Source organism: Halomonas sp. JB37, from assembly GCF_002332255.1.
Lineage (GTDB): Bacteria > Pseudomonadota > Gammaproteobacteria > Pseudomonadales > Halomonadaceae > Vreelandella > Vreelandella casei.
Genome location: NZ_NRGW01000001.1, coordinates 2,131,775 through 2,154,757 on the forward strand (window position 1 = coordinate 2,131,775; position 22,983 = coordinate 2,154,757).

The 22,983-nt window shown below is 53.0% G+C and carries 16 protein-coding genes; 13 read left to right on the forward strand and 3 right to left on the reverse strand.

Translation table 11 applies throughout. From position 1 onward, the window contains the following. The first annotated feature begins 48 nt into the window (after window positions 1-48). From mrdA to lipB, 7 genes are all read left to right on the forward strand, one after another. A complete protein-coding gene (gene mrdA, locus CIK78_RS09925; RefSeq protein WP_096279579.1) occupies window positions 49-1,956 on the forward strand; it encodes a penicillin-binding protein 2 in 1,908 nt (635 codons plus the stop codon). A 3-nt stretch (window positions 1,957-1,959) separates the two neighbouring features. Then, window positions 1,960-3,120: a rod shape-determining protein RodA gene (gene rodA / locus CIK78_RS09930; RefSeq protein WP_096279581.1), complete on the forward strand. Its 1,161-nt coding sequence runs from the start codon at window positions 1,960-1,962 to the stop codon at window positions 3,118-3,120. 87 nt (window positions 3,121-3,207) lie between these two features. Beyond that, window positions 3,208-4,257 carry a lytic murein transglycosylase B gene (mltB, locus tag CIK78_RS09935; protein ID WP_096279583.1) on the forward strand — a complete coding sequence of 350 codons (1,050 nt, stop codon included), beginning with the start codon at window positions 3,208-3,210 and terminating at the stop codon, window positions 4,255-4,257. Window positions 4,258-4,289: 32 nt separating this feature from the next. Further along, window positions 4,290-5,312 carry a septal ring lytic transglycosylase RlpA family protein gene (locus CIK78_RS09940; RefSeq protein ID WP_096282345.1) on the forward strand — a complete coding sequence of 341 codons (1,023 nt, stop codon included), beginning with the start codon at window positions 4,290-4,292 and terminating at the stop codon, window positions 5,310-5,312. Window positions 5,313-5,396: 84 nt separating this feature from the next. Beyond that, the gene (locus CIK78_RS09945) at window positions 5,397-6,596 is read left to right on the forward strand and encodes a D-alanyl-D-alanine carboxypeptidase family protein (RefSeq protein ID WP_096279585.1); all 1,200 of its coding nucleotides are present in this window, start codon (window positions 5,397-5,399) and stop codon (window positions 6,594-6,596) included. A gap of 59 nt (window positions 6,597-6,655) precedes the next feature. Beyond that, window positions 6,656-6,967: a DUF493 domain-containing protein gene (locus CIK78_RS09950; protein ID WP_096279587.1), complete on the forward strand. Its 312-nt coding sequence runs from the start codon at window positions 6,656-6,658 to the stop codon at window positions 6,965-6,967. Between the two features lie 2 nt (window positions 6,968-6,969). Beyond that, window positions 6,970-7,635: a lipoyl(octanoyl) transferase LipB gene (gene lipB, locus CIK78_RS09955; RefSeq protein ID WP_096279589.1), complete on the forward strand. Its 666-nt coding sequence runs from the start codon at window positions 6,970-6,972 to the stop codon at window positions 7,633-7,635. 118 nt (window positions 7,636-7,753) lie between these two features. Here lipB and lipA read toward each other — a convergent pair whose 3' ends face one another. Then, the gene (lipA, locus tag CIK78_RS09960; protein WP_096279591.1) at window positions 7,754-8,812 is read right to left on the reverse strand and encodes a lipoyl synthase; all 1,059 of its coding nucleotides are present in this window, start codon (window positions 8,810-8,812) and stop codon (window positions 7,754-7,756) included. Window positions 8,813-9,217: 405 nt separating this feature from the next. Between lipA and CIK78_RS09965 the strand changes: the two genes are divergently transcribed. The 5 genes from CIK78_RS09965 to CIK78_RS09985 all read left to right on the forward strand — a co-directional run bounded on the left by CIK78_RS09965 (window position 9,218) and on the right by CIK78_RS09985 (window position 16,311). Further along, entirely contained in the window at window positions 9,218-11,644 is a 2,427-nt protein-coding gene (locus tag CIK78_RS09965) for a DUF3141 domain-containing protein (protein ID WP_096279593.1), read from the forward strand. Window positions 11,645-11,935: 291 nt separating this feature from the next. Next, on the forward strand, window positions 11,936-14,563 hold the full coding sequence (gene topA / locus CIK78_RS09970; protein ID WP_096279596.1) for a type I DNA topoisomerase: 2,628 nt from the start codon (window positions 11,936-11,938) through the stop codon (window positions 14,561-14,563). Further along, window positions 14,560-15,021 carry a DUF6586 family protein gene (locus CIK78_RS09975; RefSeq protein ID WP_096279598.1) on the forward strand — a complete coding sequence of 154 codons (462 nt, stop codon included), beginning with the start codon at window positions 14,560-14,562 and terminating at the stop codon, window positions 15,019-15,021. The genes topA and CIK78_RS09975 overlap by 4 nt, the downstream gene beginning before the upstream one ends. A 182-nt stretch (window positions 15,022-15,203) precedes the next feature. Beyond that, complete coding sequence (locus CIK78_RS09980) at window positions 15,204-15,833, forward strand: L,D-transpeptidase (protein WP_096279601.1); 630 nt, start codon at window positions 15,204-15,206, stop codon at window positions 15,831-15,833. Window positions 15,834-16,047: 214 nt separating this feature from the next. Further along, window positions 16,048-16,311, forward strand: a complete 264-nt coding sequence (locus CIK78_RS09985) for an Lpp/OprI family alanine-zipper lipoprotein (RefSeq protein WP_096279604.1) — start codon at window positions 16,048-16,050, stop codon at window positions 16,309-16,311. Between the two features lie 140 nt (window positions 16,312-16,451). Here CIK78_RS09985 and CIK78_RS09990 read toward each other — a convergent pair whose 3' ends face one another. Together CIK78_RS09990 and mfd are read right to left on the reverse strand one after the other, a co-directional pair. After that, window positions 16,452-17,567 carry a L,D-transpeptidase family protein gene (locus tag CIK78_RS09990; protein WP_096279606.1) on the reverse strand — a complete coding sequence of 372 codons (1,116 nt, stop codon included), beginning with the start codon at window positions 17,565-17,567 and terminating at the stop codon, window positions 16,452-16,454. An 84-nt stretch (window positions 17,568-17,651) separates the two neighbouring features. Next, complete coding sequence (gene mfd, locus CIK78_RS09995) at window positions 17,652-21,101, reverse strand: transcription-repair coupling factor (RefSeq protein ID WP_176483390.1); 3,450 nt, start codon at window positions 21,099-21,101, stop codon at window positions 17,652-17,654. A 256-nt stretch (window positions 21,102-21,357) separates the two neighbouring features. Between mfd and CIK78_RS10000 the strand changes: the two genes are divergently transcribed. Next, window positions 21,358-22,812 (forward strand): glyceraldehyde-3-phosphate dehydrogenase, encoded by a 1,455-nt coding sequence (locus CIK78_RS10000; protein WP_096279610.1) that lies wholly within the window; start codon window positions 21,358-21,360, stop codon window positions 22,810-22,812. The last annotated feature ends 171 nt before the right edge of the window (window positions 22,813-22,983 follow it).

The following is a 22,983-nucleotide window of genomic DNA, read 5'->3' on the forward strand; positions in this document are numbered from 1 at the left end:
GTTCTCGACTTGCGGCGCTCATTATTCGATTTGAGAGTCATTTTTGCCATGCTCAAGCGCCCCAACACGCTTAAAAACTCCGAGCAAGAGCTGCGTATTTTTCGAGTCAGGGCGCTGATCGCTATCTTAGCCGTGTTGTTACTTGCCTGCCTATTAACGAGCCGATTGGTCTACTTACAAATCGTTCAACATGATTTGTACAGCACACGCTCTGAAAATAACCGTGTACGCGTGGAGCCACTGCCGCCCAACCGAGGTTTGATTTACGACCGTAATGGCGTTCTGCTGGCAGAAAATCGTCCGACCTATAACTTAACGTTGGTGCGTGAGCGGGTCGATAATTTAGATGAAACGCTGGCGCTTTTAGTCGACCTGCTCGAGTTGCCTGAAGAAGAGATTGAGGCATTCAATGTTCGCTCGCGTCAGCGTCAACGACCTTATCAGCCCGCGCTATTGACCAGCGATCTTAGTGAAGAGCAAATTGCGCGTTTAGCGGTTAATCGCCATCGACTACCGGGTGTAGAAGTGGAGGCCCAGCCGCTGCGCTTTTATCCCGATGCTGAAGTCATGGCCCACGCATTGGGCTATGTGGGACGTATAAACGCCCAAGAAATGGAGACCCTGGATGCGGGCCGCTATGCGGGCACGCATTTTATTGGCAAAACGGGCATCGAGCGCTTTTATGAAGAAGAGCTTCACGGCCAGGCGGGCTTGCGCAAGGTAGAAACCAATGCCCGCGGTCGAGTACTAAGAGAGCTGGGGCGAACCGACCCTGTGCCAGGCGAAAACCTGACTTTAACGTTGGATAAATCGCTTCAAATGCTCGCGTATGAGCTGCTTGATGGCCGTCGCGGCTCTATCGTCGCTATCGCGCCTGCAACGGGCGAAATTCTGGCGATGGTGTCCACACCAGGGTTTGATAGTAACCAGTTTGTCACCGGTATCGATGTGGCTTCTTATCGCGCTCTGCAGGAAAATCTTGATCTGCCTTTGTTTAACCGCGCCATTCGTGGCCACTATCCACCTGGCTCTACAATTAAACCTTTTTTAGCGCTGGCGGGGCTTTCCGAGGGCGTGATTACACCTGACAGCACGATTAATGACCCTGGCTACTATCAATTGCCTAACGATACGCGCCGCTACCGCAACTGGCTGCGTTGGGGGCACGGGCGGGTAGATTTAGAGCGAGCGTTAGCGGTATCTAATAACACTTACTTCTATACCTTGGCCCATGACTTGGGTATTGATAGCCTGCATGATCGCATGAGTGACTTTGGTTTCGGTCGGCGCGTGGCGTACGACGTTCAGGGCGAAAGTGGCGCTCTAATGCCTTCTCGGGATTGGAAGCGTGGGCGCTTTAACCAGCCCTGGTACCCGGGTGAAACCCTGTCAGTAGGCATCGGGCAGGGTTATTGGCAGGTGACGCCTTTGCAGCTTGCTAGCGCCACTGCGACGCTGGCCAACCGCGGCCACTGGGTTAGGCCACGGCTAGCGCGCCAAATTGGCGATACACCTGTTCCCCGAGACCTCCCAGACACCTTGGACGATATAACGTTGGCCAACGATGGCTGGTGGGATCGCGTTTTCAGCGGTATGGAAAAGGTGTTAAGCGGTAGCGAAGGAACCGCTCGCCGCACCGGCGCTGGACTTGAGTATCGTATGGGCGGTAAGTCAGGCACTGCGCAAGTGTTTTCGCTAGGTCAAGACCAGCGCTATAACGCGGATGAGCTAGCAGAGCGGCTGCGTGACCACGCGTTGTTTGTGGCGTTTGCACCGTTAGACGACCCTCAAATCGCTGTTTCCGTTATTGTTGAGAATGCCGGTGGCGGTAGTACGCATGCTGCCCACCTGGCGCGGGCCATGACCGATGCTTGGCTTCTAGAGGATGAAGCGCCTGACGTGGAAGAAGTGCGCGAAGCGCTAGCGGATGATAATGCCAATGTGGAGGGAAACTAAGCCATGCCGTGGCATTTTATAGCTCGATCAATGCGTGGCCATCCCGTCCGTCCGCCGGATAGCGGTATTTCACGGCGTAAAAGTATTTGGGAGCGAATCCATCTTGACCCTTGGTTACTGGGGCTACTGCTCGTCTTGATGGGCGGTGGTTTAGTGGTTCTTTATAGCGCCTCTGGTCAGTCTCTTGACTCTGTCATTGCTCAAGGCGTGCGTTTTTGCCTAGCGCTGACGGTGATGGTGATTATTGCGCAGTTCTCTCCGTCGACTTTTCTACGCTGGGCGCCACTTGGCTACGGGATCGGTGTAGCAATGCTATTGGCGGTTGATTTAGTTGGCGATGTGGGGATGGGTGCCAAGCGGTGGTTGGAAATTCCCGGCGTGATTCGTTTTCAGCCCTCCGAGATGATGAAATTAGCGGCTCCTATAATGGTGGCGGCCTACCTTAGCCGCTGTGAACTACCGCCGCGCCTGCGCGATATCATCGTATGTGGTGTGATTATTGGGGTGCCGGTAGTGTTAACGGCGATTCAGCCAGACCTGGGAACCTCGCTTTTAGTCGCCAGCGCGGCGTTAATTGTGGTGCTGCTAGCAGGCTTGTCGTGGCGATTGATAGGATTTATTGCCGTACTGGGCGCCGCGGGCGTTCCGGTACTGTGGATGAATATGCATAATTATCAACGTCAACGGGTACTAACGTTTTTAAACCCTGAAAGCGACCCGTTGGGTTCGGGTTGGAATATTATTCAATCGACCACGGCCATTGGCAGTGGTGGAATATGGGGTAAAGGCTGGCTTCAAGGCACTCAGTCGCAGCTAGAGTTTTTACCCGAGCGGCATACGGATTTCATTATTGCCGTATTAGGAGAAGAGTTCGGGTTGGTGGGGATGCTGGTGCTGCTGTGTTTGTATCTGCTGATCGTGAGTCGCGGTTTATGGATGGCAAGCTCTGCTCAGGATACCTTTGGTCGCTTGGTCGCAGGCAGCATTATATTGACGTTTTTTATCTATGTGTTTGTCAACATGGGCATGGTGAGCGGAATTCTGCCTGTTGTAGGCGTGCCGCTACCGCTGGTGAGTTATGGTGGCACCTCAAGCGTGACCTTGTTAGCGGGTTTCGGTATTCTCATGTCTATACATGCCCACCGTCGGCTGCTGTCGCGTTAGAGATAATGTGCAAGGCTCCACTTGTGCTGTTCGCGCGCGTTGCTCGGGAATGGAGGCCTCAGGAATGAAATGTTCAGGAGTAGAAAAATGAACGGGATTCACGGCAGGACGAGCAGCTATTTTTTAGCAGCGCTGATGTGCTGGGTAACGCCAGCGGCGCTAGCCGACGAGCCTTCGCAGGCGTCTCAACAGCAGGTTGCTCCGCAGTACAATACGGATAGTCAAGCGCTGGTAGATGAACTCGTCGCAGAGGGCCTGCCAAAAGCGTGGGTGGAAGAAGCGCTGGGGCAGGCGAGTTACACGCAAAGCGTGCTAGATGCTATGGAAGGAGCGGCGGAGCGTCGCCTGCGTTGGTACGAGTATCGCAATATTTTTATGACCGAGCAGCGTATTCAAGAAGGCGCTGAATTTATTAACGCTCATGCTGATGCTTTAGCACGTGCCGAAAGCACCTACGGAGTTCCCGCAGAAGTTATCACCGCCATTATCGGTGTTGAAACGTATTACGGGCGTCATAAGGGGCAGCACCGTGTGCTAGATTCGCTTGCGACGCTGGCGTTTTATCACCCCACAAGAGGTGCGTTTTTTCGTGGTGAACTGGCCGCTTTCTTACGCATAGCGTATGAGCAGCATGTTGATCCCGCTGAGTTACAGGGCTCTTACGCTGGGGCTATGGGTTACCCGCAGTTTATTCCTACGAGTTATCAAGCCTACGCCGTCGATTTTGATGGCGATGGAATTCGTGACCTGTGGGAGAATCCAGTCGATGCTATAGGCAGTGTTGCTAATTACTTCGCCGTACATGGTTGGAAGCAGGACGCGCCTATCTATCACCTGGCCAGTGGCCCCGACGTATTGCCCGTCGAGCTATTGGATGAACTTTCGTTCAATCAAACCTCAGCGCCTACGGTGAGTGTTGCTGAGCTCTCCGCGCACGGCATTGAGCCTAACGAGCCGTTAGACAGCGATTTGCCGGTGATACCGCTGGCACTTGAGTTTGCTGATGGTGAAACGCACTATCGGTTTGGTGAGTATAATTTTTATGCTATTACCCGCTACAACCATAGTCACCTGTATGCAATGGCCGTGGCTGAGCTATCAGAAGCGATTGCTGAGCGATATGAGGACGAGGAATGAATGCTCATTTATCAGCGTTACGATTAGCGAAAATGCAGCTTACAGTGCCTCTGAGAGCGGGCGGTGTACTCGCCATAATGGCATTGGTTGGCGGCTGTGCGAGCAACAACGTTCAGCGTACTGATACGCCCAGCTCAGCCAATCAAGCTGCCGCTACGGCCCCAGCGCCAACGGCTGCCAATACGGCTGGAGGGCGCTACGCGTTAACGGGCGATGCTTACCCGATTGAGCCGCCGGATGTTGCCAAAGTGCCGGATGCAGAGCCGCGTATTGAGCAACCCTCAGCAGGTGGTAACCGTTCGACCTATGAAGTGTGGGGCAAAACGTACCACGTATTGCCTGATGCGACAGGCTACGAAAGACGCGGTACGGCGTCGTGGTATGGTGAAAAATTTCATGGCTATGCCACCTCAAACGGGGAAATTTACGACATGTATAAAATGTCGGCAGCTCACCGTTCACTGCCATTGCCTACCTATGCGCGCGTAACAAGTCTCGATAGCGGCCAGTCGATTATTGTCAGGGTTAACGATCGCGGCCCGTTCCACAGTGATCGTGAAATCGATTTGTCCTACGCGGCAGCGGCTCGGCTAGGCTTTCTCGATAACGGTACGGGGCTTGTGAAAGTGGAGGCTATTGATTCCGAACGTTGGGTCGCTGAACGTGGTGGGGCAACCCCGGAACGTGTCGTGAGTCAGGTGCCCGCGACTCGTCCGTCGCCTAGCGTTGCCACGCAGCAGCCCGCTGCACCCGTGCCCGCTGCTCCTGTTCAAACAGCGGTTGCTCAAGCGCCTGTTGTTCAAGAGCCATCGGCACCTACGACAGCCGGTGATAGCAGTGGGGCTATGTATCTACAGATTGCCGCTTTGGGTAGTCCCGAAGGTGCACAGCAGTTACAGCAACGGTTGGAAGGTGAACAACCGCACTCAGTGCGTATAATGAACGACGCGGATATGTATCGAGTGCAGGTGGGCCCTATTGCACCAGCGCAAGAATCTCAAGCACGTGAAGCGTTACGTCAAGCGGGCTTCCCTCAAGTGTTTGTTGTGCGATAATTCACTGCCTATCTATTTCTGGCGGCGCAACTGACGCGCCGCTGTTTTTTCCAAGTAAGCTTTCAAGTAAGTGAGAATGACGTTATGAACGTGTTTACATCCATTGGCCGCTCTGCACGGCTGTGCCTTTTTGCTGCCATGGCAACTGTTACTTTGCCTGCCGCTGCCCAGGTAATTCCTCAGCCACAAACAATTATTCCGGCGGCACCACAGTTAGCGGCAAGTTCGTGGATACTCATGGATGCCAATAGTGGTCGCATATTGGCCGAGCATAACTCGGATGAACGCCTTCCCCCGGCCAGCCTGACCAAGCTGATGACCGCTTACTTGGTTGAGCGCGAGCTTAATCGAGGCACCATCAATCTGACCGACATGGTTAATGTCAGCGAGAACGCTTGGCGCACCGGCGGCTCGAAAATGTTTATTGAAGTAGGCGACCAAGTTTCTGTCGATAACCTGCTCCACGGTATCATTATCGTTTCAGGCAACGATGCGAGTGTGGCCATGGCCGAGCATTTGGCCGGTGGCGAAGCGCCTTTTGCAGACCTGATGAATCAGCACGCCACGCGTTTGGGCATGAACGACACTAACTTCCAGAACGCTACTGGTTTGCCTGCTGAAAATCATTACTCAACCGCCCATGATCTGGCGCGCTTGTCACGCCATATCATCAATGATTATCCTGACCATTATGAAATCTACTCGCATCGCTCCTTCGCCTTTGGCGGCATTGATCAGCCCAACCGCAATCGCTTGCTGTGGCGTGACACCTCGGTAGATGGGCTTAAGACTGGCTGGACAACCGAAGCGGGTTTCTGTTTGGTATCTTCGGCAAAGCGTGACGACATGCGTTTGATTTCTGTTGTCATGGGCACCAATTCTGACGAAGCGCGTGCTCAGGAAACGCAAAAGCTGCTTAGCTACGGCTTCCGCTTCTTTGAAACGATGAAGCTTTACGAGCGTGGCGCTGTTCTCGCTACGCCGCGCGTTTGGGGTGGTGATATTAACGAACTGCGAGTCGGCGTTGATGAAGAAGTCTTCATGACTCTGCCGCGCAATCGTAATGAAGAACTTCGCGCTCGCCTGAATCTTGATCCAGACCTGAAAGCGCCGATTGCCATTGGCGACGAGGTGGGTACGCTAGAAGTGCACCTGGGTGATGAAATCGTGGGCGAGCGTCGTTTAGTCGCTTTGGAAAATGTTGAAGAGGGTGGGCTGTTCAAGCGTCTGTTTGATCAGGTTCAGCGCTTCTTTAGCGGTCTGATCAGTAACTTTACCGACTAGTTTGACGTTGGTATGTTCGCTGATTAGTCCAAACGTATATTGACGATGAAAGGTTTGCTATGAAAAAAGGTGTCCCTCAGGGAGTCCGCGATTTGCGCCAGCCGGCAGTGCTGGAGCCGCCTAAAATCACCTTTCCCTGTGATTATTCATTAAAAATCGTAGGAGACGCCGCGGACGATTTTCCGGCCAGCGTATGCCAAGTCATTGTGCAATACGCTGCTGATTTCGATGCGACCACGATGCAGGTGGTTGACAGTCGAAACGGGCGTTTCCAGTCAGTGCGTGTGGTGATTAGAGCAACGGGTGAGCAGCAAATAAAACAATTGTTTGATGCTCTAAAGGCTACCGGTCGTGTCCATATGGTGGTGTAATCGTGCAAGATTCGGCGCCGATTGAGCTACATCGTTTAGGTCGCCAGCCGTATCTTCCGATATGGGAGGCGATGCGCTCGCTGACCGATACCCGAGATGAGCATACGCCTGATCAATTCTGGCTAGTTGAGCACGACCCTGTATTTACTCAGGGCCAGGCAGGTAAGCCGGAGCATTTGCTAATGCCCGGCGATATCCCAGTTGTGCAGACTGATCGCGGCGGTCAGGTCACCTACCATGGCCCTGGCCAAGTGGTGCTTTATCCGCTTTTAGATGTGCGCAGGGGTAAGATCGGTGTGCGTGATTTGGTGACCGCGTTGGAGCGCGCGGTGATTGAGGTATTGAGCAGCTATGGTCTTAATGCATATGCCAAACCTGACGCGCCTGGCGTTTATGTTGCTGGCGGGGCAGGTGAGCAAAAAATCGCCTCGCTAGGGCTGCGTATTAGACGGGGTGCCAGTTTTCATGGGGTGGCGTTAAACGTGGATGGCGATTTATCGCCTTTTCTGCGCATTAATCCGTGTGGTTATGCCGGCATGCCGATGGCGAAATTGTCAGATTTTGTGACATTACCTGATGAGCACTGCGTAGGCGATCAGTTGGCGCAAGCGTTAGCGGCTCAGTTAAAGCGCCGTTTATTGCTCGTTGAGCCGTTGCCAGCACACTAATTTTTTAGGGCTTTTGTCTAGAACCGTTATGTTCTAGATACATGATTTCTCAATGCTATAAATTGCCGCTGTACCGGGAGCCTAGAGGTTAGCTTTCAGTACAGCGGCTTTTTTATGCCTAGCCTACATTGAACGTAGGAATACGATTGGGATCGGGTTCTTGATGCTGGCCGGGAATGGCTGCAGGTGAGGCAAGGCCTAGGTTATTCTTTTCAAAAACGCGGTCAGCGCGATAGCTTGAGCGCACGAGCGGACCTGATGGAACTTCCATAAAGCCCTTTTCAAGACCAATCTCACGGTAGCGATCAAATTCTTCTGGTGTTACCCAGCGCTCTACCGGCAAGTGGTTTTTGGTTGGGCGCAGATATTGCCCAAGCGTCACAATGTCGACACCTATTTCACGCAGGTCGTCAAACGTTTGTAAGATCTCTTCGTCGGTTTCACCTAATCCCAGCATTATGCTGGTTTTGGTGATGATGTCAGGACGGTAGCGCTTGGCATGAGCAAGCACATCAAGAGTTTTACGATAGCCTGCACGCCGGTCACGTACGCGCCCCGTTAATCGCTCAACGGTTTCAACGTTTTGGGCAAATACCTGTAGCCCGGAATCAACGACGCGCTCAATTGCCGTGAGTTCGCCATCAAAGTCGGGTGTTAACGCCTCAACGACAACGTCCGGCGTGCGCGCTTTAATAGCGCTTACGCAGTTGGCGTAATGCGTTGCACCACCATCGTCTAGATCATCACGATCTACCGAGGTCAGTACAATATAGCGCAGCCCCATCAGCTCGACTGACTTAGCCGTGTTTTCAGGCTCTTCAAGATCCAGCCATCCTTGTGGGTTGCCGGTGTCTACTGCGCAGAAGCGGCATGCGCGTGTGCAGACGGACCCCATCAGCATGATAGTGGCCGTGCCGTTGCTCCAGCACTCGCCCATATTAGGGCAGTGTGATTCTGCACATACGGTGCTAAGTCGATGCGTGGCGACGTTTTTCTTCACCGCTTCAAAGCGTTCGCCACCCGGGATCTGAGCTCGTAACCACTTTGGCTTGCGCTCAAGAGTAGGGGCTTCTGCCTGCTCTTTGCGCTGCTTCATGCCATCCTTGATTACCGACATGCCATGTTCATTGCGGAATTTTTCACCGCTAGACACGCGCTGCGAGGGAATCTTGCTCATAGGGACAGAGCCTCTCTATTGTGCGGTAGGCATGGTGACGGAGGGGGCGCTCACCTCTCACCCAGCCTGCCAGTTGATGCGTAACTCGCTGGATAATTCTTTAACCTAATGGGCGCTAATGTAACATATCTCGCCGTCAACAGGACACCGATAGGGACTACTGCCAGCTCAACCCCAATCGGCCTGCGGGCTGGCGTGCTAAGGGGCAGATGCCCAGTTGAAATAACCGGAATGCTGCACAGGATAGTCCTGAAAAAAGAGGCTTGAAAATAGCCTTAAAAATAGTGCCGGCATTTATTTTGGGCTAAAGATCGACGTCATACAGGTAGTGTCCTAAACTATGTTGCGTTGCAGCATCATTGCTTTCGGGTCTGATGCTTGTGCATCTACCCAATGGGGGAACCTATGAATTTTTTGGCAAATCCTTTGCTTTCTAGTTCCACGCTTACGCCTTTATTTGATCCGTTCGGATTTGGGCGTGCGGCCTTTGATTACTGGCGCGATAGCGTTGAGCGCAGCGTTTTGTATTTAGATGTAATGCGCGAACGCGGCAATCAATACCTTGAGCATATGGAGCAAACTAAGCCCAGTGTGCTGGGCTTCGATACTGAAGTATTAATGGATGGGCGCACGCTGCCACGGCCCACTAACTATGAACTACTGCGTGTACTACCTCACGAAGGTACCGAAGTTGATCTACAAAAGCGTCCCTTTGTCGTTGTAGACCCGCGCGCAGGGCATGGGCCAGGCATCGGTGGTTTTAAACCTGACAGCGAGCTAGGCGTCGCGCTGAAAGCTGGCCACCCCTGCTATTTTATTGGTTTTCTGCCGTTCCCTGAGCCCGGTCAAACCGTTGAGGATGTAGTCGAGGCAGAAATCGCTTTCTTGCGTCATGTTATAGAACTGCATCCGGAAACCACCGAAAGACCCATGGTCGTAGGCAACTGCCAGGCGGGTTGGCAGCTTATGATGGGGGCTGCCTTAGAGCCTGATGTGTTTGGGCCTATATTGATTGCCGGCGCGCCGCTTTCTTACTGGGCTGGCGAGCACGGTAAGGCACCCATGCGTTATACCGGTGGAATGTCGGGCGGCAGTTGGATTACCGCGTTAACGAGCGATATCGGCGACGGGATGTTTGACGGTGCCTGGCTGGTACAGAATTTTGAGCGCCTCAATCCAGCAAACACCCACTGGAAAAAGCAATATCACCTTTACGACAACATTGATACCGAGGCGGGTCGCTACCTTGATTTTGAACGCTGGTGGGGTGGTCACGTTGTGTTGGGCGGTGAAGAAATTCAATACATCGTCGATAACTTGTTTGTCGGAAATCGGCTTTCGACCGCACAGTTAGTGACTCACGACGGTCGTCGCATTGATCTGCGTAATGTTCGCTCACCGGTCGTTGTTTTCTGTTCAAAAGGCGATGATATAACGCCACCGCCTCAAGCCCTGGGCTGGATTCGTGATCTTTATGAAGACGAAGATGATCTTATCGCCAATGAGCAGACCATCGTCTATTGCCAGCACGACACTACGGGCCATTTAGGAATTTTTGTATCGAGCAGTGTCTCGCGTAAAGAGCATACCGAGTTCACCGCCAATATGGATTATATTGATGTGATGCCACCGGGGCTGTATGAAACCACGGTGACGCATACCGATGATCATCACGACCCGGCGTTAATCGAGCGCGATTATTTGCTGGAGTTTACACCCCGTAATTTTGCAGAGCTTGATCGGGACGTGATGCATAAGCCGGAGGATGACCGACGTTTTGCAACGGTTGCGCGTGTATCCGAAATTAATCTGGGCATGTACCGCCTTTTCCTTCAGCCTTGGCTAAAAGCGAGCATTACGCCGGAAGCCGCGCGCTGGATACGCCGCATGCACCCCATTCGTTTGGGCTATAAGCTATTTTCTGACCGTAACCCATTGTCAGTGCCGTTGCCGGTAATGGCGGAGGTGGTGCGCAAGAATCGTCACTCTGTCTCTCAAGACAATTTGTTTAAAGCACTTGAGACCATGGGCTCAGATCAGATTGTGACTAGCTTAAACAGCATGCGCGATTTACGTGACGCCAATACCGAAAAAATGTTCATGAATATCTACGGTCAGCCATTTTTGCAGGCAGCTGTGGGTCTTCATGGCGATGCCCACGTACACCGTCGCCGCCCTGGTGCAGAGCCTGAGCACCGACGCTTTGTTAAGCAGCGCCAGGAAGAGATTCGTGAAAAAATAGCGCAAGGTGGCGCTCATGAAGCAGTCATGCGCTCGCTTATTTATGTACTCGGCGGCGCACCCGCGACAGATGAACGTAATTTCAAGCGTCTGCGCGCCTCGCGATCTGAGCTTGAGCCCGGCATTAAGCTCAGTGAGTTTAAGCGTTTGGTACGCGAGCAGTTCTTCATATTGAAGCTTGATCGTGAGCAAGCGTTAAATGTGTTGCCTGGACTGCTCAACGGGCTGAGTAATGCCGATATTAGCGGCCATGTGAAGCAGCTTGAGCATGTTTTCGCCGCCAGCGGTGAGCTTTCAGAACGTGCAGCAGAGCGCTTCGCACAGATTAAAATGCTATTTGATAAAGCAAGGCCAGCCAAGCCCGCCGCCGCCCCGGCAAAAGCGCCCGCTAAAACGGTTGCTAAGCCCAAGTCTGCCGCTAAACCAGCCGCTGTGGCTGAGCCCACCACGCCAAAGCCAAGTGCCGCTGAGCGTGCACCCGCTAAATTGCAATCGGTTAAGCCATTAGCTAGTGCCGAGAAAAAGGCAGCCAGTAAATCAGTTGCGAAGCCTGCGAATGGCGCGGGTAAAAAGACACCGCCCAAACGCTAAATCAGTCGCTTAGCTCAACGCGCCCTCGCCTATTTGGTGGGGGCGCGTTGTTTGTTTCAGCACTTTTTGGGTTGCCGTAAAGCCGAGGGCAGTCTAGTGTCTAGCTACTCTTTATCTGAAATTTAAGGATTCACACCACTACTTAGTTGCTACTGGCGCTTAGCCAAGGGCTGGGGTAGGGTAGGCGCATTTTTTCATCCGTATCTTTTTAATGGCCTGTTTCCCGGCGATACGGCACCGAATTCAGAGCACGCGCTAGAGTCAGCCCGTGCATTAGGAAAGTGGAGCACTATGGGCAAGTCACTGGTCATCGTCGAGTCGCCAGCTAAAGCGAAGACGATTAACAAATATCTCGGCAACGATTTCATCGTGAAGTCGAGCGTGGGTCACATCCGTGACCTGCCGACCAGCGGCTCAGGTAAGGCAGCCTCCGACCCTAAGGAGCGCGCTCGCCAGGCCGCAGCGACACGCAAAATGTCGGCGGAAGAGAAAGTTGAGCATAAAAAGCGCAAAAGCCAAGATCAGCTAATTCGGCGTATGGGCATCGATCCTAATAACGGTTGGGAAGCTCACTACGAAGTGCTGCCCGGAAAAGAAAAAGTCGTTGCCGAGCTGAAAAAGCTGGCTGAGAAAGCTGATGCTGTCTATCTCGCAACGGATTTGGATCGCGAGGGGGAAGCCATTGCATGGCACCTGCGCGAGACCATCGGGGGCGATAACGACCGCTACAAGCGCGTGGTGTTTAACGAGATCACCAAAAACGCGATCCAGGACGCGTTCAAAGCACCTGGCGTGCTTAACATACCCCGTGTAGAGGCACAGCAAGCGCGACGCTTCCTCGACCGAGTGGTGGGCTTTATGCTCTCGCCGCTGCTATGGGCGAAAGTGGCACGGGGGCTGTCAGCTGGTCGAGTGCAGTCGGTAGCCGTGCGCTTAATTGTTGAGCGTGAGCGCGAAATCCGTGCGTTTATTCCTGAAGAGTTTTGGGATGTTCACGCTGACTTAGCCTCACCAGAGGGCGAGCTAGTGCGCTTCGCATTGGTGCGCCAAGACGGCAAAGCGTTTAGGCCTACCTCTGAAAAAGATACGCTGGCGCGTATTGAGCAGCTTAGGAAAGCCAAACTAGCGATTACCTCGCGTGAAGATAAGCCCACCAGTTCAAAGCCCACGGCTCCCTTTATTACCTCTACGCTGCAGCAAGCGGCGAGTGGGCGGTTAGGCTTTTCGGTTAAGAAAACCATGACCATGGCTCAGCGTCTCTACGAAGCTGGCTACATTACCTACATGCGTACTGATTCCACCAATTTGTCGAAAGACGCCGTGGAAAGCGTGCGTGAGTACATTAGTGAAGAGTTTGGTGAGCGCTACCTGCCGGAAGCGCCTAATCGTTATAGCAGTAAAGAAAGCGCCCAAGAAGCTCACGAAGCTATTCGCCCTTCAAGCGTTGAGCGCAAAGCAACCGATTTAGCGGGCATGGAGCGTGACGCAGAGCGTCTTTATGAATTGATTTGGCGCCAGTTTGTGGCTTGTCAAATGACCCCCGCGCAGTATCTTTCAAGCACGCTGAGCGTTGAGGTCGATGGCTATGAGCTGCGTGCCAAAGGCCGCGTGCTCAAATTTGATGGCTATACGCGGGTAATGAAGCCCGGCGGTAAAAATGAGGACCAGACCCTGCCTGACTTGCCGCAGGGGACGCCCATGGCGCTGGAAGCGCTTGATCCGCTGCAGCACTTTACTAAGCCTGCACCACGCTATACCGAAGCAAGCCTGGTTAAAGAGCTTGAAAAACAGGGCATTGGTCGACCTTCAACCTACGCCTCTATTATTTCGACGATTCAAGATCGCGGCTATGTGAAATTAGAAAACCGGCGTTTTTATGCTGAAAAACTTGGTGATATTGTCACCGAACGGCTAAAAGAATCGTTCCCGGATTTGATGGATTTCTCGTTCACCGCTCGTATGGAAGATAGCTTGGATGAAGTTGCCGAAGGTGAGCGCAACTGGCAGGGTTTGCTAGACGACTTCTACGGTGAGTTCCGTGAAGAGCTTGCTAAAGCAGAGAGCGATGATGGTATGCGGCCCAATCAGCCGGTGCCGACAGACATAGATTGCCCTAGCTGCGGTCGTCATATGCAGATTCGAACGGCTTCTACGGGCGTTTTCTTGGGCTGTAGCGGCTATAATCTGCCGCCAAAAGAGCGCTGCAAAACGACTATCGACCTTATTCCGGGTGAGGAGGCCGTTGCCGAAGACGCGGGAGAAGACGCTGAAACCAACGCGCTGCGGGCGAAGAATCGCTGTCACAAGTGTGGCACGGCCATGGACAGCTATTTAATCGATGAGACGCGCAAGCTGCATATCTGTGGCAATAGCCCAGACTGCGATGGCTACGAAGTCGAGAGTGGTAAATTCAAGATTAAAGGCTACGATGGCCCGGTGATTGAGTGCGATAAATGCGGCTCTGAGATGCAGCTTAAATCAGGCCGGTTTGGTAAGTATTTTGGCTGTACCAATGGTGACTGCAAAAATACGCGCAAGCTATTGAAAAGTGGCGAAGTGGCGCCGCCCAAAATGGATCCGATTCCGATGCCGGAGCTGGCCTGTCAGAAGGTTGACGACCATTACGTGCTGCGCGATGGGGCAAGCGGTCTATTTTTAGCAGCCAGCAAGTTTCCTAAAAATCGTGAAACGCGGCCGCCGTTAGTCAAAGAATTGAAAGCGCATGCTGATGAGCTGCCAGAGAAATATCACTTTATTCTCAAGGCGCCTAGTGAAGATCCTGATGGACGCCCGGCTCAGATTCGATACTCTCGCAAGAGTAAAGAGCAGTTTGTGATGACCGATGAGGAAGGTAAGGCCACTGGCTGGAAAGCCACGTTTGATGCCGGCAAATGGCACGTGGAGGATAAGCGTAAGTGAGTGCGCAGTCCCGAACCAATCAATTGCTCTATCAGGCTGAGCTGCTAGCCACGTTATCAGCCGGGGATGACGAACATGCCACGGCGAGACAGATGGCCCAGGAGGAGGGCGCGTTGGCGCTCTTTGAGCTGGCTTTAGAGTCGCTGTTGCGTGAAGTCACTGAGCATGCACGGTTGTCAGAACATGCTTGGCGTATTCTGCTAGCAGAAGATGGTGTGAATTTAGCAGAGCTGCAACGCCTGCGCGATTTAAGAGCCCATCCTGAGAGCTGGTTACACTGGCTCGTGGCCCAGCTTGAGCGCTTGCACAGTGACGATGGGGCCGCACGGCGTACGGCGCACAATCCCGCGATGATTGCAGTGGGTAGCCCAGTGAATTTACGCAAGCAGCTATTGGATAATCTCCAGGCAGCAAAGCGAGAAATAGGCGCTCTGCGGGAAACTAGCTTGGAATGGTAGGTCTACTAAAATAACGAAAAGCGCTCATTGCAGTAATGCCTTGGTGAGCGCGGTTATTCACTGCGCGTTAGCTGTATTGCGCGTATGACGAAAATACTAACGGCGAATGTGGGAATAATGTATAACAGCCACCAGATGAGCCTTGTGGGTCAACCACAGGCTAACGTGTTTCGAGAGCTACCATGATGCCTGTCAATCGCCGTCGTTTTCTCGCTATGGCGCTGAGCTTTCCCGCCGTTGCGAGCGCTGCTGTGAATTCGCCTAGTCCATCAGGCGTCCCGGATCTCGTTGAGGCGATGCTCACGCGTGCTCATGTACCTAGGCACAGCAACGAACTATGGGTGTTGATAGATGATCAAGAGTCTACGCTAAGCGTGTTTCGTGGCAATGCCTTACTAGAGCGCTTTGCGCCGATATCGTTAGGGCGGGCGGGGGCAAAAACGCAGCGCGTACGTGGCGATAGTGTGACCCCTTTGGGCGAGTTTCGTATCAATCGTTTTAATTACGAAAGCCAGTGGCGCACTTTTATGGCCATTGACTATCCAACGCCGGCCCATGCACGCATGGCATTGGAAAGTGGGGTTTACTCCCAAACGGATTATGAAGACTACTTCGAATACTACCGCCGTTACGGTCACCCATCCCAAAATACGGCGCTTGGCGGCGCTATTGGTATTCATGGGTTGGGTGGCGCGGATCCCGATATTCATGGGCGCTATAACTGGACTCAGGGGTGTGTTGCCGTTACCAACGAGCAAATTGATCGCCTCGCAGAGCTAGTGGGTGTTGGCACCCGTGTAGTGATCCGTTAAGCTAGCGCCGTTGTAAGGAAGTTCGAGGTTTTTAAATAAGTGGCTATAGACAAGCGCTGTGGACTATTATAAAACAGCGTTTGACTTGTGTGCTTAACAGCACAAGTCATTGAAAAGAACCTGCACCGCAGGTAGACAAATTTAAGCTAAGAGCTTAGCCTTACCTTTGTCATACCCTTAACGTAGTACCCAAGGACGACTCAAGGAGAACATTATGACTCTGAAAAATACTCTGAAAATGACTGCTGCTGCCGCTTCTCTGGCAATCCTAGCTGGTTGTGCTTCTACCAGCGCTCTGGAAGAAGTTCGCATGACTGCTGAGTCTGCACAAGCTGACGCTGCAGAAGCACGCAGCATGGCTTCACAGGCTATGAACACTGCAAACCAAGCCCAGCGCGATGCGCAGGCTGCTCTGCAGATGTCTGAGCAGAACCGTGAAGAAATGAACCGTATGTTCCAGCGTTCCATGCAGAAGTAATTCTGCCTGGACTGTTGGGGAGTCAATAGACTCTTTCAGCGGTTGCTGTATGTGTAGATTGTAATGCAAGAAGCTTTGCACACAGCTACACAAAAAAACCCCGCCTCGGCGGGGTTTTTTGTTGCTGCGCTATCAGCGCATCAAGCTTTTTCTTCGCTGCTAGGTGCTGCTGTGAGCTCAATTTCGTCGATAAGTTCGACAGGCTCGGGTTTTATTTCAGGTGCTCCGGGGCCAAAGAGGGCAATAAATTGGCCGTCTGGTGCGTCAACGGCACGCTCTATCTGCTCTGGGTCGATCTCTACTTGATCTTCAGTTAGCGCCGTAACGCGATCAATTGCGTTGCGTATCGGTTCGAAATCACCCACGTTTTCTTCAAGTTGAGGGAAGGACTGCACGAACAGTGTGCCGTCGGCTCCCCAGCCTGCTTTAAAGGGTGCATCCATCAGGTTGACCTGAGTGCCGCTAGGCAGGCGCTCATACAGCGAGGCGATATCTTCAGGGTACATGCGAATACAGCCACGGCTAGCACGCATGCCTACGCCGTCTGGCTTATTGGTGCCATGAATTAAGTAGCTAGGCATCGCCAGAAGGATGGCGTGCTCGCCAAGCGGGTTGTCAGGGCCTGAGGGCACAATTGAAGGCGCAGGATCGCCACGTTCAGCCGCTTCGCGGCGCATCGAAGCTGGCGGTGCCCATGCAGGATCTTTTACCTTAACGGTTGTGCGAGTGATACCAACCGGGGTTGCAAACTCTTCCCGACCTACGCTAATCGGGTAGGTTTCAACGATGCCCGGATTGTTGGCCGGGTAATAGTAAAGACGCAACTCAGATAGGTTGACTACGACGCCTTCACGAGGTGCTGGGGGCAAAATATACTGAGCCGGAATAACGACCTCGGTACCTGCGCCAGGAACCCATAGGCTTACGCCAGGATTGGCCATACGAATTTCTTCATAGCCAATATTGTGACGTCGAGCAATATCAAGGAGTGTCTGGCTAGAGTCTTCGACGACGACCGTATAGCGTTCCCCGACGATGTCGCCGGTTTCAGGTAGGCGGAAGTGGCCGCGGGGCAGCTCGTCTCGGCTAGCAACTTGTGATGCGCTGTCAACGGCATCGAGGTTGATTTCTTGCGCTTGTTGGCTGTCTACCTGCTCGTCAGCGGATTGCGCAAAAGCAGGGGTAGCCAGGCTAGCTGCAAACAGCACAGCCAAGCTGGTGGGGCCCCAGAGATTGAAAGTATGTCGAATGTTCATAGTCGTTCCTAATATGTTAATTTACTGCTGATGCGCGTTTTGGTGACCAGTAGGGCATAGCTATTGACAAGTTTGCCCCAAGGTTCACGCCGCCGCTACTTTTTGATTAAGCGTGCTGAGTAAGTTTTCTAGCTGCTGAAAACGCTTATCAACACTTTCCATAGGTAATTCAAATCTTAAGGTGTCTGCGCCATCCAGGCGGTAGTGTTTTGGTGAGCGTTGAATAAGTGTCACCAGCGTCATGGGGTCGACCTGAGTGCTGCTCTCAAATAGCACTCGACCACGGCTTTCGCCGGCTTCTATTCGGCTGATGCCTAGCTGCTCAGCGCGATGGCGCAGCTTGGTTTGCCGAATGAGGTTTTTCAATGGCGCGGGCAGCAAGCCAAAGCGGTCAATAAGCTCAACCTGCAGTTCTTTAAGCTCGCCATCGCTCTGCGTATTGGCAATCCGCTTATACATCACTAGCCGCTGCTGCACATCGTGAATGTAGTCGCTGGGAATGAGGGCAGGCAGATTAAGGCTAATTTCGACACCGGTATTGAAGGGAACATCGATATTGGGGGTTTTGCCGGCACGAATCGCCTTCACGGCTCGATCAAGCATTTCCATATAAAGCGTGTAGCCAATGGTTTCCATTTGGCCGCTCTGCTCATCGCCTAGCAGTTCACCTGCTCCGCGAATTTCCATGTCGTGGCTAGCCAGCGTAAAACCCGCCCCTAAATCATCCGAAGCGCTGATGGCCTCAAGACGTTTTATCGCATCGCGCGTCATGGCTTTTGGTGTAGGGGTCAAAAGATAGGCATAGGCTTGATGGTGGCTGCGGCCAACTCGTCCCCGTAGTTGGTGTAGTTGGGCCAGGCCAAATTTGTCAGCACGCTCAATGATGATGGTGTTTGCGCTAGGCACATCAATGCCTGTCTCAATAATGGTGGAGCAGACCAATACGTTAAATCGGCGATGGTAGAAGTCCGACATGATGCGTTCCAGGCTGCGCTCAGGTAGCTGGCCGTGGGCAACGCCAACGCGTGCTTCGGGTATCAGTTCGCGGATCTTTTCGGCGGTGTTTTCGATCGTTTTAACTTCGTTATGCAGCACATAGACCTGGCCACCACGCAATATTTCACGCAGCAGGGCTTCTTTTATCACGCTGTCGTCATGCTGCTGCACGAAGGTTTTGACCGAAAGACGGCGGGCCGGCGGCGTGGCGATGATCGATAGGTCGCGGATGCCGCTCATGGCCATGTTCAGCGTACGCGGAATAGGCGTGGCGGTCAGGGTTAATATGTCGATCTCAGCGCGTAACGTTTTTAGCTTCTCTTTTTGGGCAACCCCAAAGCGATGCTCCTCGTCGATAATGAGCAGGCCCATTTTAGGTAGCTCAACACTTTTCGAGAGCAGCTTGTGAGTGCCGATCACAATATCGGTTTGACCGTTTTTAATGCTTTCCAGCGTCTGAGAGACTTCTTTGGCACTGGTGAAGCGGGAAATCAGGCCAATATTGACGGCAGTATCGGCAAAGCGATCGCGGAAGTTCTCAAAATGTTGGCGTGCGAGCAGAGTGGTCGGCACCAGGACGACCACTTGCCGGCCGGACTGCACGGCTAGAAACGCCGCGCGCATAGCGACTTCTGTTTTGCCGAAGCCTACGTCGCCGCACACCACGCGGTCCATCGGCTGTGGCGACGTCATGTCGCTGATCACCGCCTCAATGGCCGCATGCTGATCGGGCGTCTCCTCAAACGGGAAGTTGGCTGAGAAACGTAGGTAATCCTCCCCGGGGGCTTCGTAGACCACGCCCTGCTGAGCTTCCCTGCGTGCGTAAACGTCCAGCAGTTCGGCTGCGGTATCACGAATTTTCTCGGCGGCTTTGCGACGCGCTTTTTCCCATTGATCTGAGCCCAGCTTATGCAGAGGCGCTAGTTCGTCGTCGGCGCCGCTATAGCGGGAGATCATATGTAGGCTATCGACGGGCACATACAGCTTGGCGCCATCTGCATAGGAGAGCGCAAGAAACTCATTTGCCTGCCCGCCTGCCTCTAATGTCTCAAGGCCTAAGTAGCGGCCCACGCCATGGGCTTGGTGAACAACCGGCGCGCCCTCACGCAGCTCTGATAGATGACGTACCGCTAGCTCATTGTCATCGGTGGCTTTTTCACGACGGCGACTTTGACGTACGACTTCGCCAAATAACTCGGTTTCGCTGATCACCGCCAAACTGGGGTTGTTAAGCCACAGGCCACTGTCGACTAGCCCTTCGGTAATCGCATACTGTTGGCTGCCAGCCAGAAACGCATGGAAACTCTCAGTGTGGGGCAGCGATAGCTTCAGCGGTGCCAGTATCTCTTCTAATGCCTCGCGCCGGCCGCGGGATTCCGCCACAAAAAGCGTGCGTGTTTTAGAGTGTGAGGTTAAAAACGCGGACAGATCGCTTAACGGCTTTTTCGCTCGTGAGTTGATCGACAGCGTAGGAAGCGATGTGGCGTCAGGCAGCTGCGCATGGCGTTGCTGGCTGTCTTCGGTCAGCTCAATGCGCGGATACGATTTGATGGCCGAAAATACGTCACTGACGGGAAAAAATGCCCGGTGCGGAGGCAGAAGTGGGCGCGTATTGTCCACGCCTAAGTTGACAAAGCGGGCGTCTATTGCCTGCCAATGCTGCTCGGCTGCTTGGAAAACGCCGGGCAGTAAAGCTACTCGCGTGTCATTCGTCAGGTGATCGAATAAAGAGGCGGTATGCTCAAAAAATAGCGGTAGGTAGTGCTCAAGGCCCGGTGATGGAATGCCTTTTAATGCATCGTTATACAGCGGGCACTGGCGCGGGTCGACGTCAAACAGTGTTTCAAATTTTTCGCGGAAACAGGCAATGGCACTACGGCTGAGTGAGTACTCATGAGCGGGTAATAGCTCGAGTGACTCAAGTTTATCCGTAGAGCGCTGGCTGCCTGGGTCAAAGTGGCGCAGCGTATCGATTTCATCATCAAACAAGTCGATACGGATTGGTTCATCCATACCCATGGCAAACAGATCAATCAGCGCGCCGCGCATGGCATATTCGCCGGGTTCGTAAACCGTTTCTACGGCACGGTAGCCCGCTCGCGATAATGATTCGCGAAAGGTCTCACGATCCAGCCGCTCGCCGGTTTTTAAGGTCATCACTCGCCCGGCAATATATTCAACCGGGGGCAGACGCTGCATCAGCGTATTGATTGGCACCAGCACAATGCCGCGCACGCCATCTTGCAGCTGACGAAGCGTGCGTAGTCGTGCCGAGACAATGTCTTGATGGGGTGAAAAGCTGTCGTAGGGCAGCGTTTCCCAGTCGGGGAAGGGCAGCACCGGTACGTCGCTGTAGAAATACAGGTCTTGCTCAAGGCGCTGCGCGCTGGCCGTATTGGGCGTGATGACCAATAGAGGCGCGTGGGTTGCAACGCGGGAGAGTGCCAGTGCAGTCGCACTGCCCGGCGGCGATGTCCAGTAGAGCGTATCGCGAGTCCCTTCGGGCTGGGGCGGTTCGAGCAGAGAAAAAGTCGGCATAATCAAGATATCGTTTTGCGCTGAAACGGAAAGCAGATCATACACGATCACCCGTTTCAGTTAGAGCGCTGTCGCTTATCGATAGTTACTAATCATTGGCCAAGCTTGTAGTCAAATCGACGATTCTGTAATACGCCTACACGTTGTGCGACCATCCTTTGATTGCGACGGCGGCGCTTGGCTAGGATAATGCAGCACGGAAATTGTTTTTTACTTATTGTTTTTACACTTTTTCACTACATTAATGAGGCCGCACGTGAGTCAGCAAGCTCTCGAAAACGTTTTTCAAGAATGGCAGGGTAACGAGGCTTTGGCGGAACAGATGATCCCTATGGTGGGTCAGCTCTATCGTCAAAATAACGTTGTTGCCACCATGTTCGGACGTTCGTTGATTAAGCGGTCGGTCATTCGCATTCTTAAAGACCATCGCTTCGTGCGCAAGCTGGAAGGGACAGAGCTGTTTGTCGACGATACGTACCCAATCCTAAAAGGCATGATTGCGCTTAACCTTGGGCCTGCGCATGTAGATGTCGGTAAGCTGGCGGTGATGTTTAAGCGCCAAGGTGGCGGTGACGTTGAGGCTTTCCTACGTAAAGAGCTTCACGAAATAATTGATGGTTATCAGTCGGGCGCAAGCACGGGCGAGCCTCAAGATGTAGTGCTTTACGGGTTTGGTCGTATTGGCCGCTTGCTAGCGCGAGTGATGGTTGAGAAAGCCGGAGGCGGTAACCTTCTGCGCCTACGTGCCATCGTGGTGCGCGGCCGTGGCGACGTGGCGAAAGATCTTGAAAAACGCGCCAGCCTGCTGCGCCGTGATTCTGTTCATGGCCCTTTCGATGGTACGATTATCGTCGATGCGCAGGCGCGCACGTTGACGGTTAATGGCAATGTTATCCAGGTTATTTACGCCGATTCTCCTAGTGAGATTGATTACACCGAGTACGACATCGACAACGCTGTGATTGTTGATAATACCGGTATCTGGCGCGATGAAGACGGCCTGGGTCAGCATTTGAAATGTAAAGGTGCCGCTAAAGCTCTGCTAACCGCACCGGGCAAAGGCGACATTAAGAATATTGTTTATGGTATTAACCATGCGTCGATTGGTGACAGCGATCTTATTGTCTCTGCTGCGTCATGCACGACCAATGCGATTGTGCCGGTATTGAAGGTGCTCAACGACGAATACGGCGTTGTGAATGGCCATGTTGAAACCGTCCATGCCTACACTAACGATCAGAACCTGATCGATAACTACCATAAAGGCGATCGTCGTGGCCGTAGCGCGGCGCTCAACATGGTATTGACTGAAACGGGAGCCGCTAAAGCTGCCGCGAAGGCATTGCCTGAGTTAGAAGGCCGGCTGACAGGCAACGCCATTCGCGTGCCCATCCCCAATGTTTCCATGGCTATTCTAAACCTGACGCTGGATAAAGAAGTCAATGCCGTTGAGCTAAATGATTACTTGCGTCGGATGTCAATTGAGTCCGCTTATCAGAAGCAGATTGACTTCGTTGATTCCGCCGAAGTGGTGTCATCTGATTTCGTTGGCAACCGCCATGCAGGCATTGTTGATGCTAAGGCGACGATTGCTAGCGGTCATCATGCTGTCGTTTATGTGTGGTACGACAATGAGTTTGGCTACAGCTGTCAGGTAGTGCGTATTTTGCAGCAGATGTCTAATGTGCAGTTCTTAAAGTTACCACGCTAAGTAATTAGTCGTAGGAAAGTCCGTGCGTTGGACGTTCATGCGAGCAGGACTAGCGGGCGCTACCTTTGGGTGGCGCCTTTTTTTGGTCCCAATTCACCTTCTTGTGTATGTATATAGCACTTTTGAAGGTCATAAGGGATGTGGTCATTGGACGCGCTTGTCTTTATAATA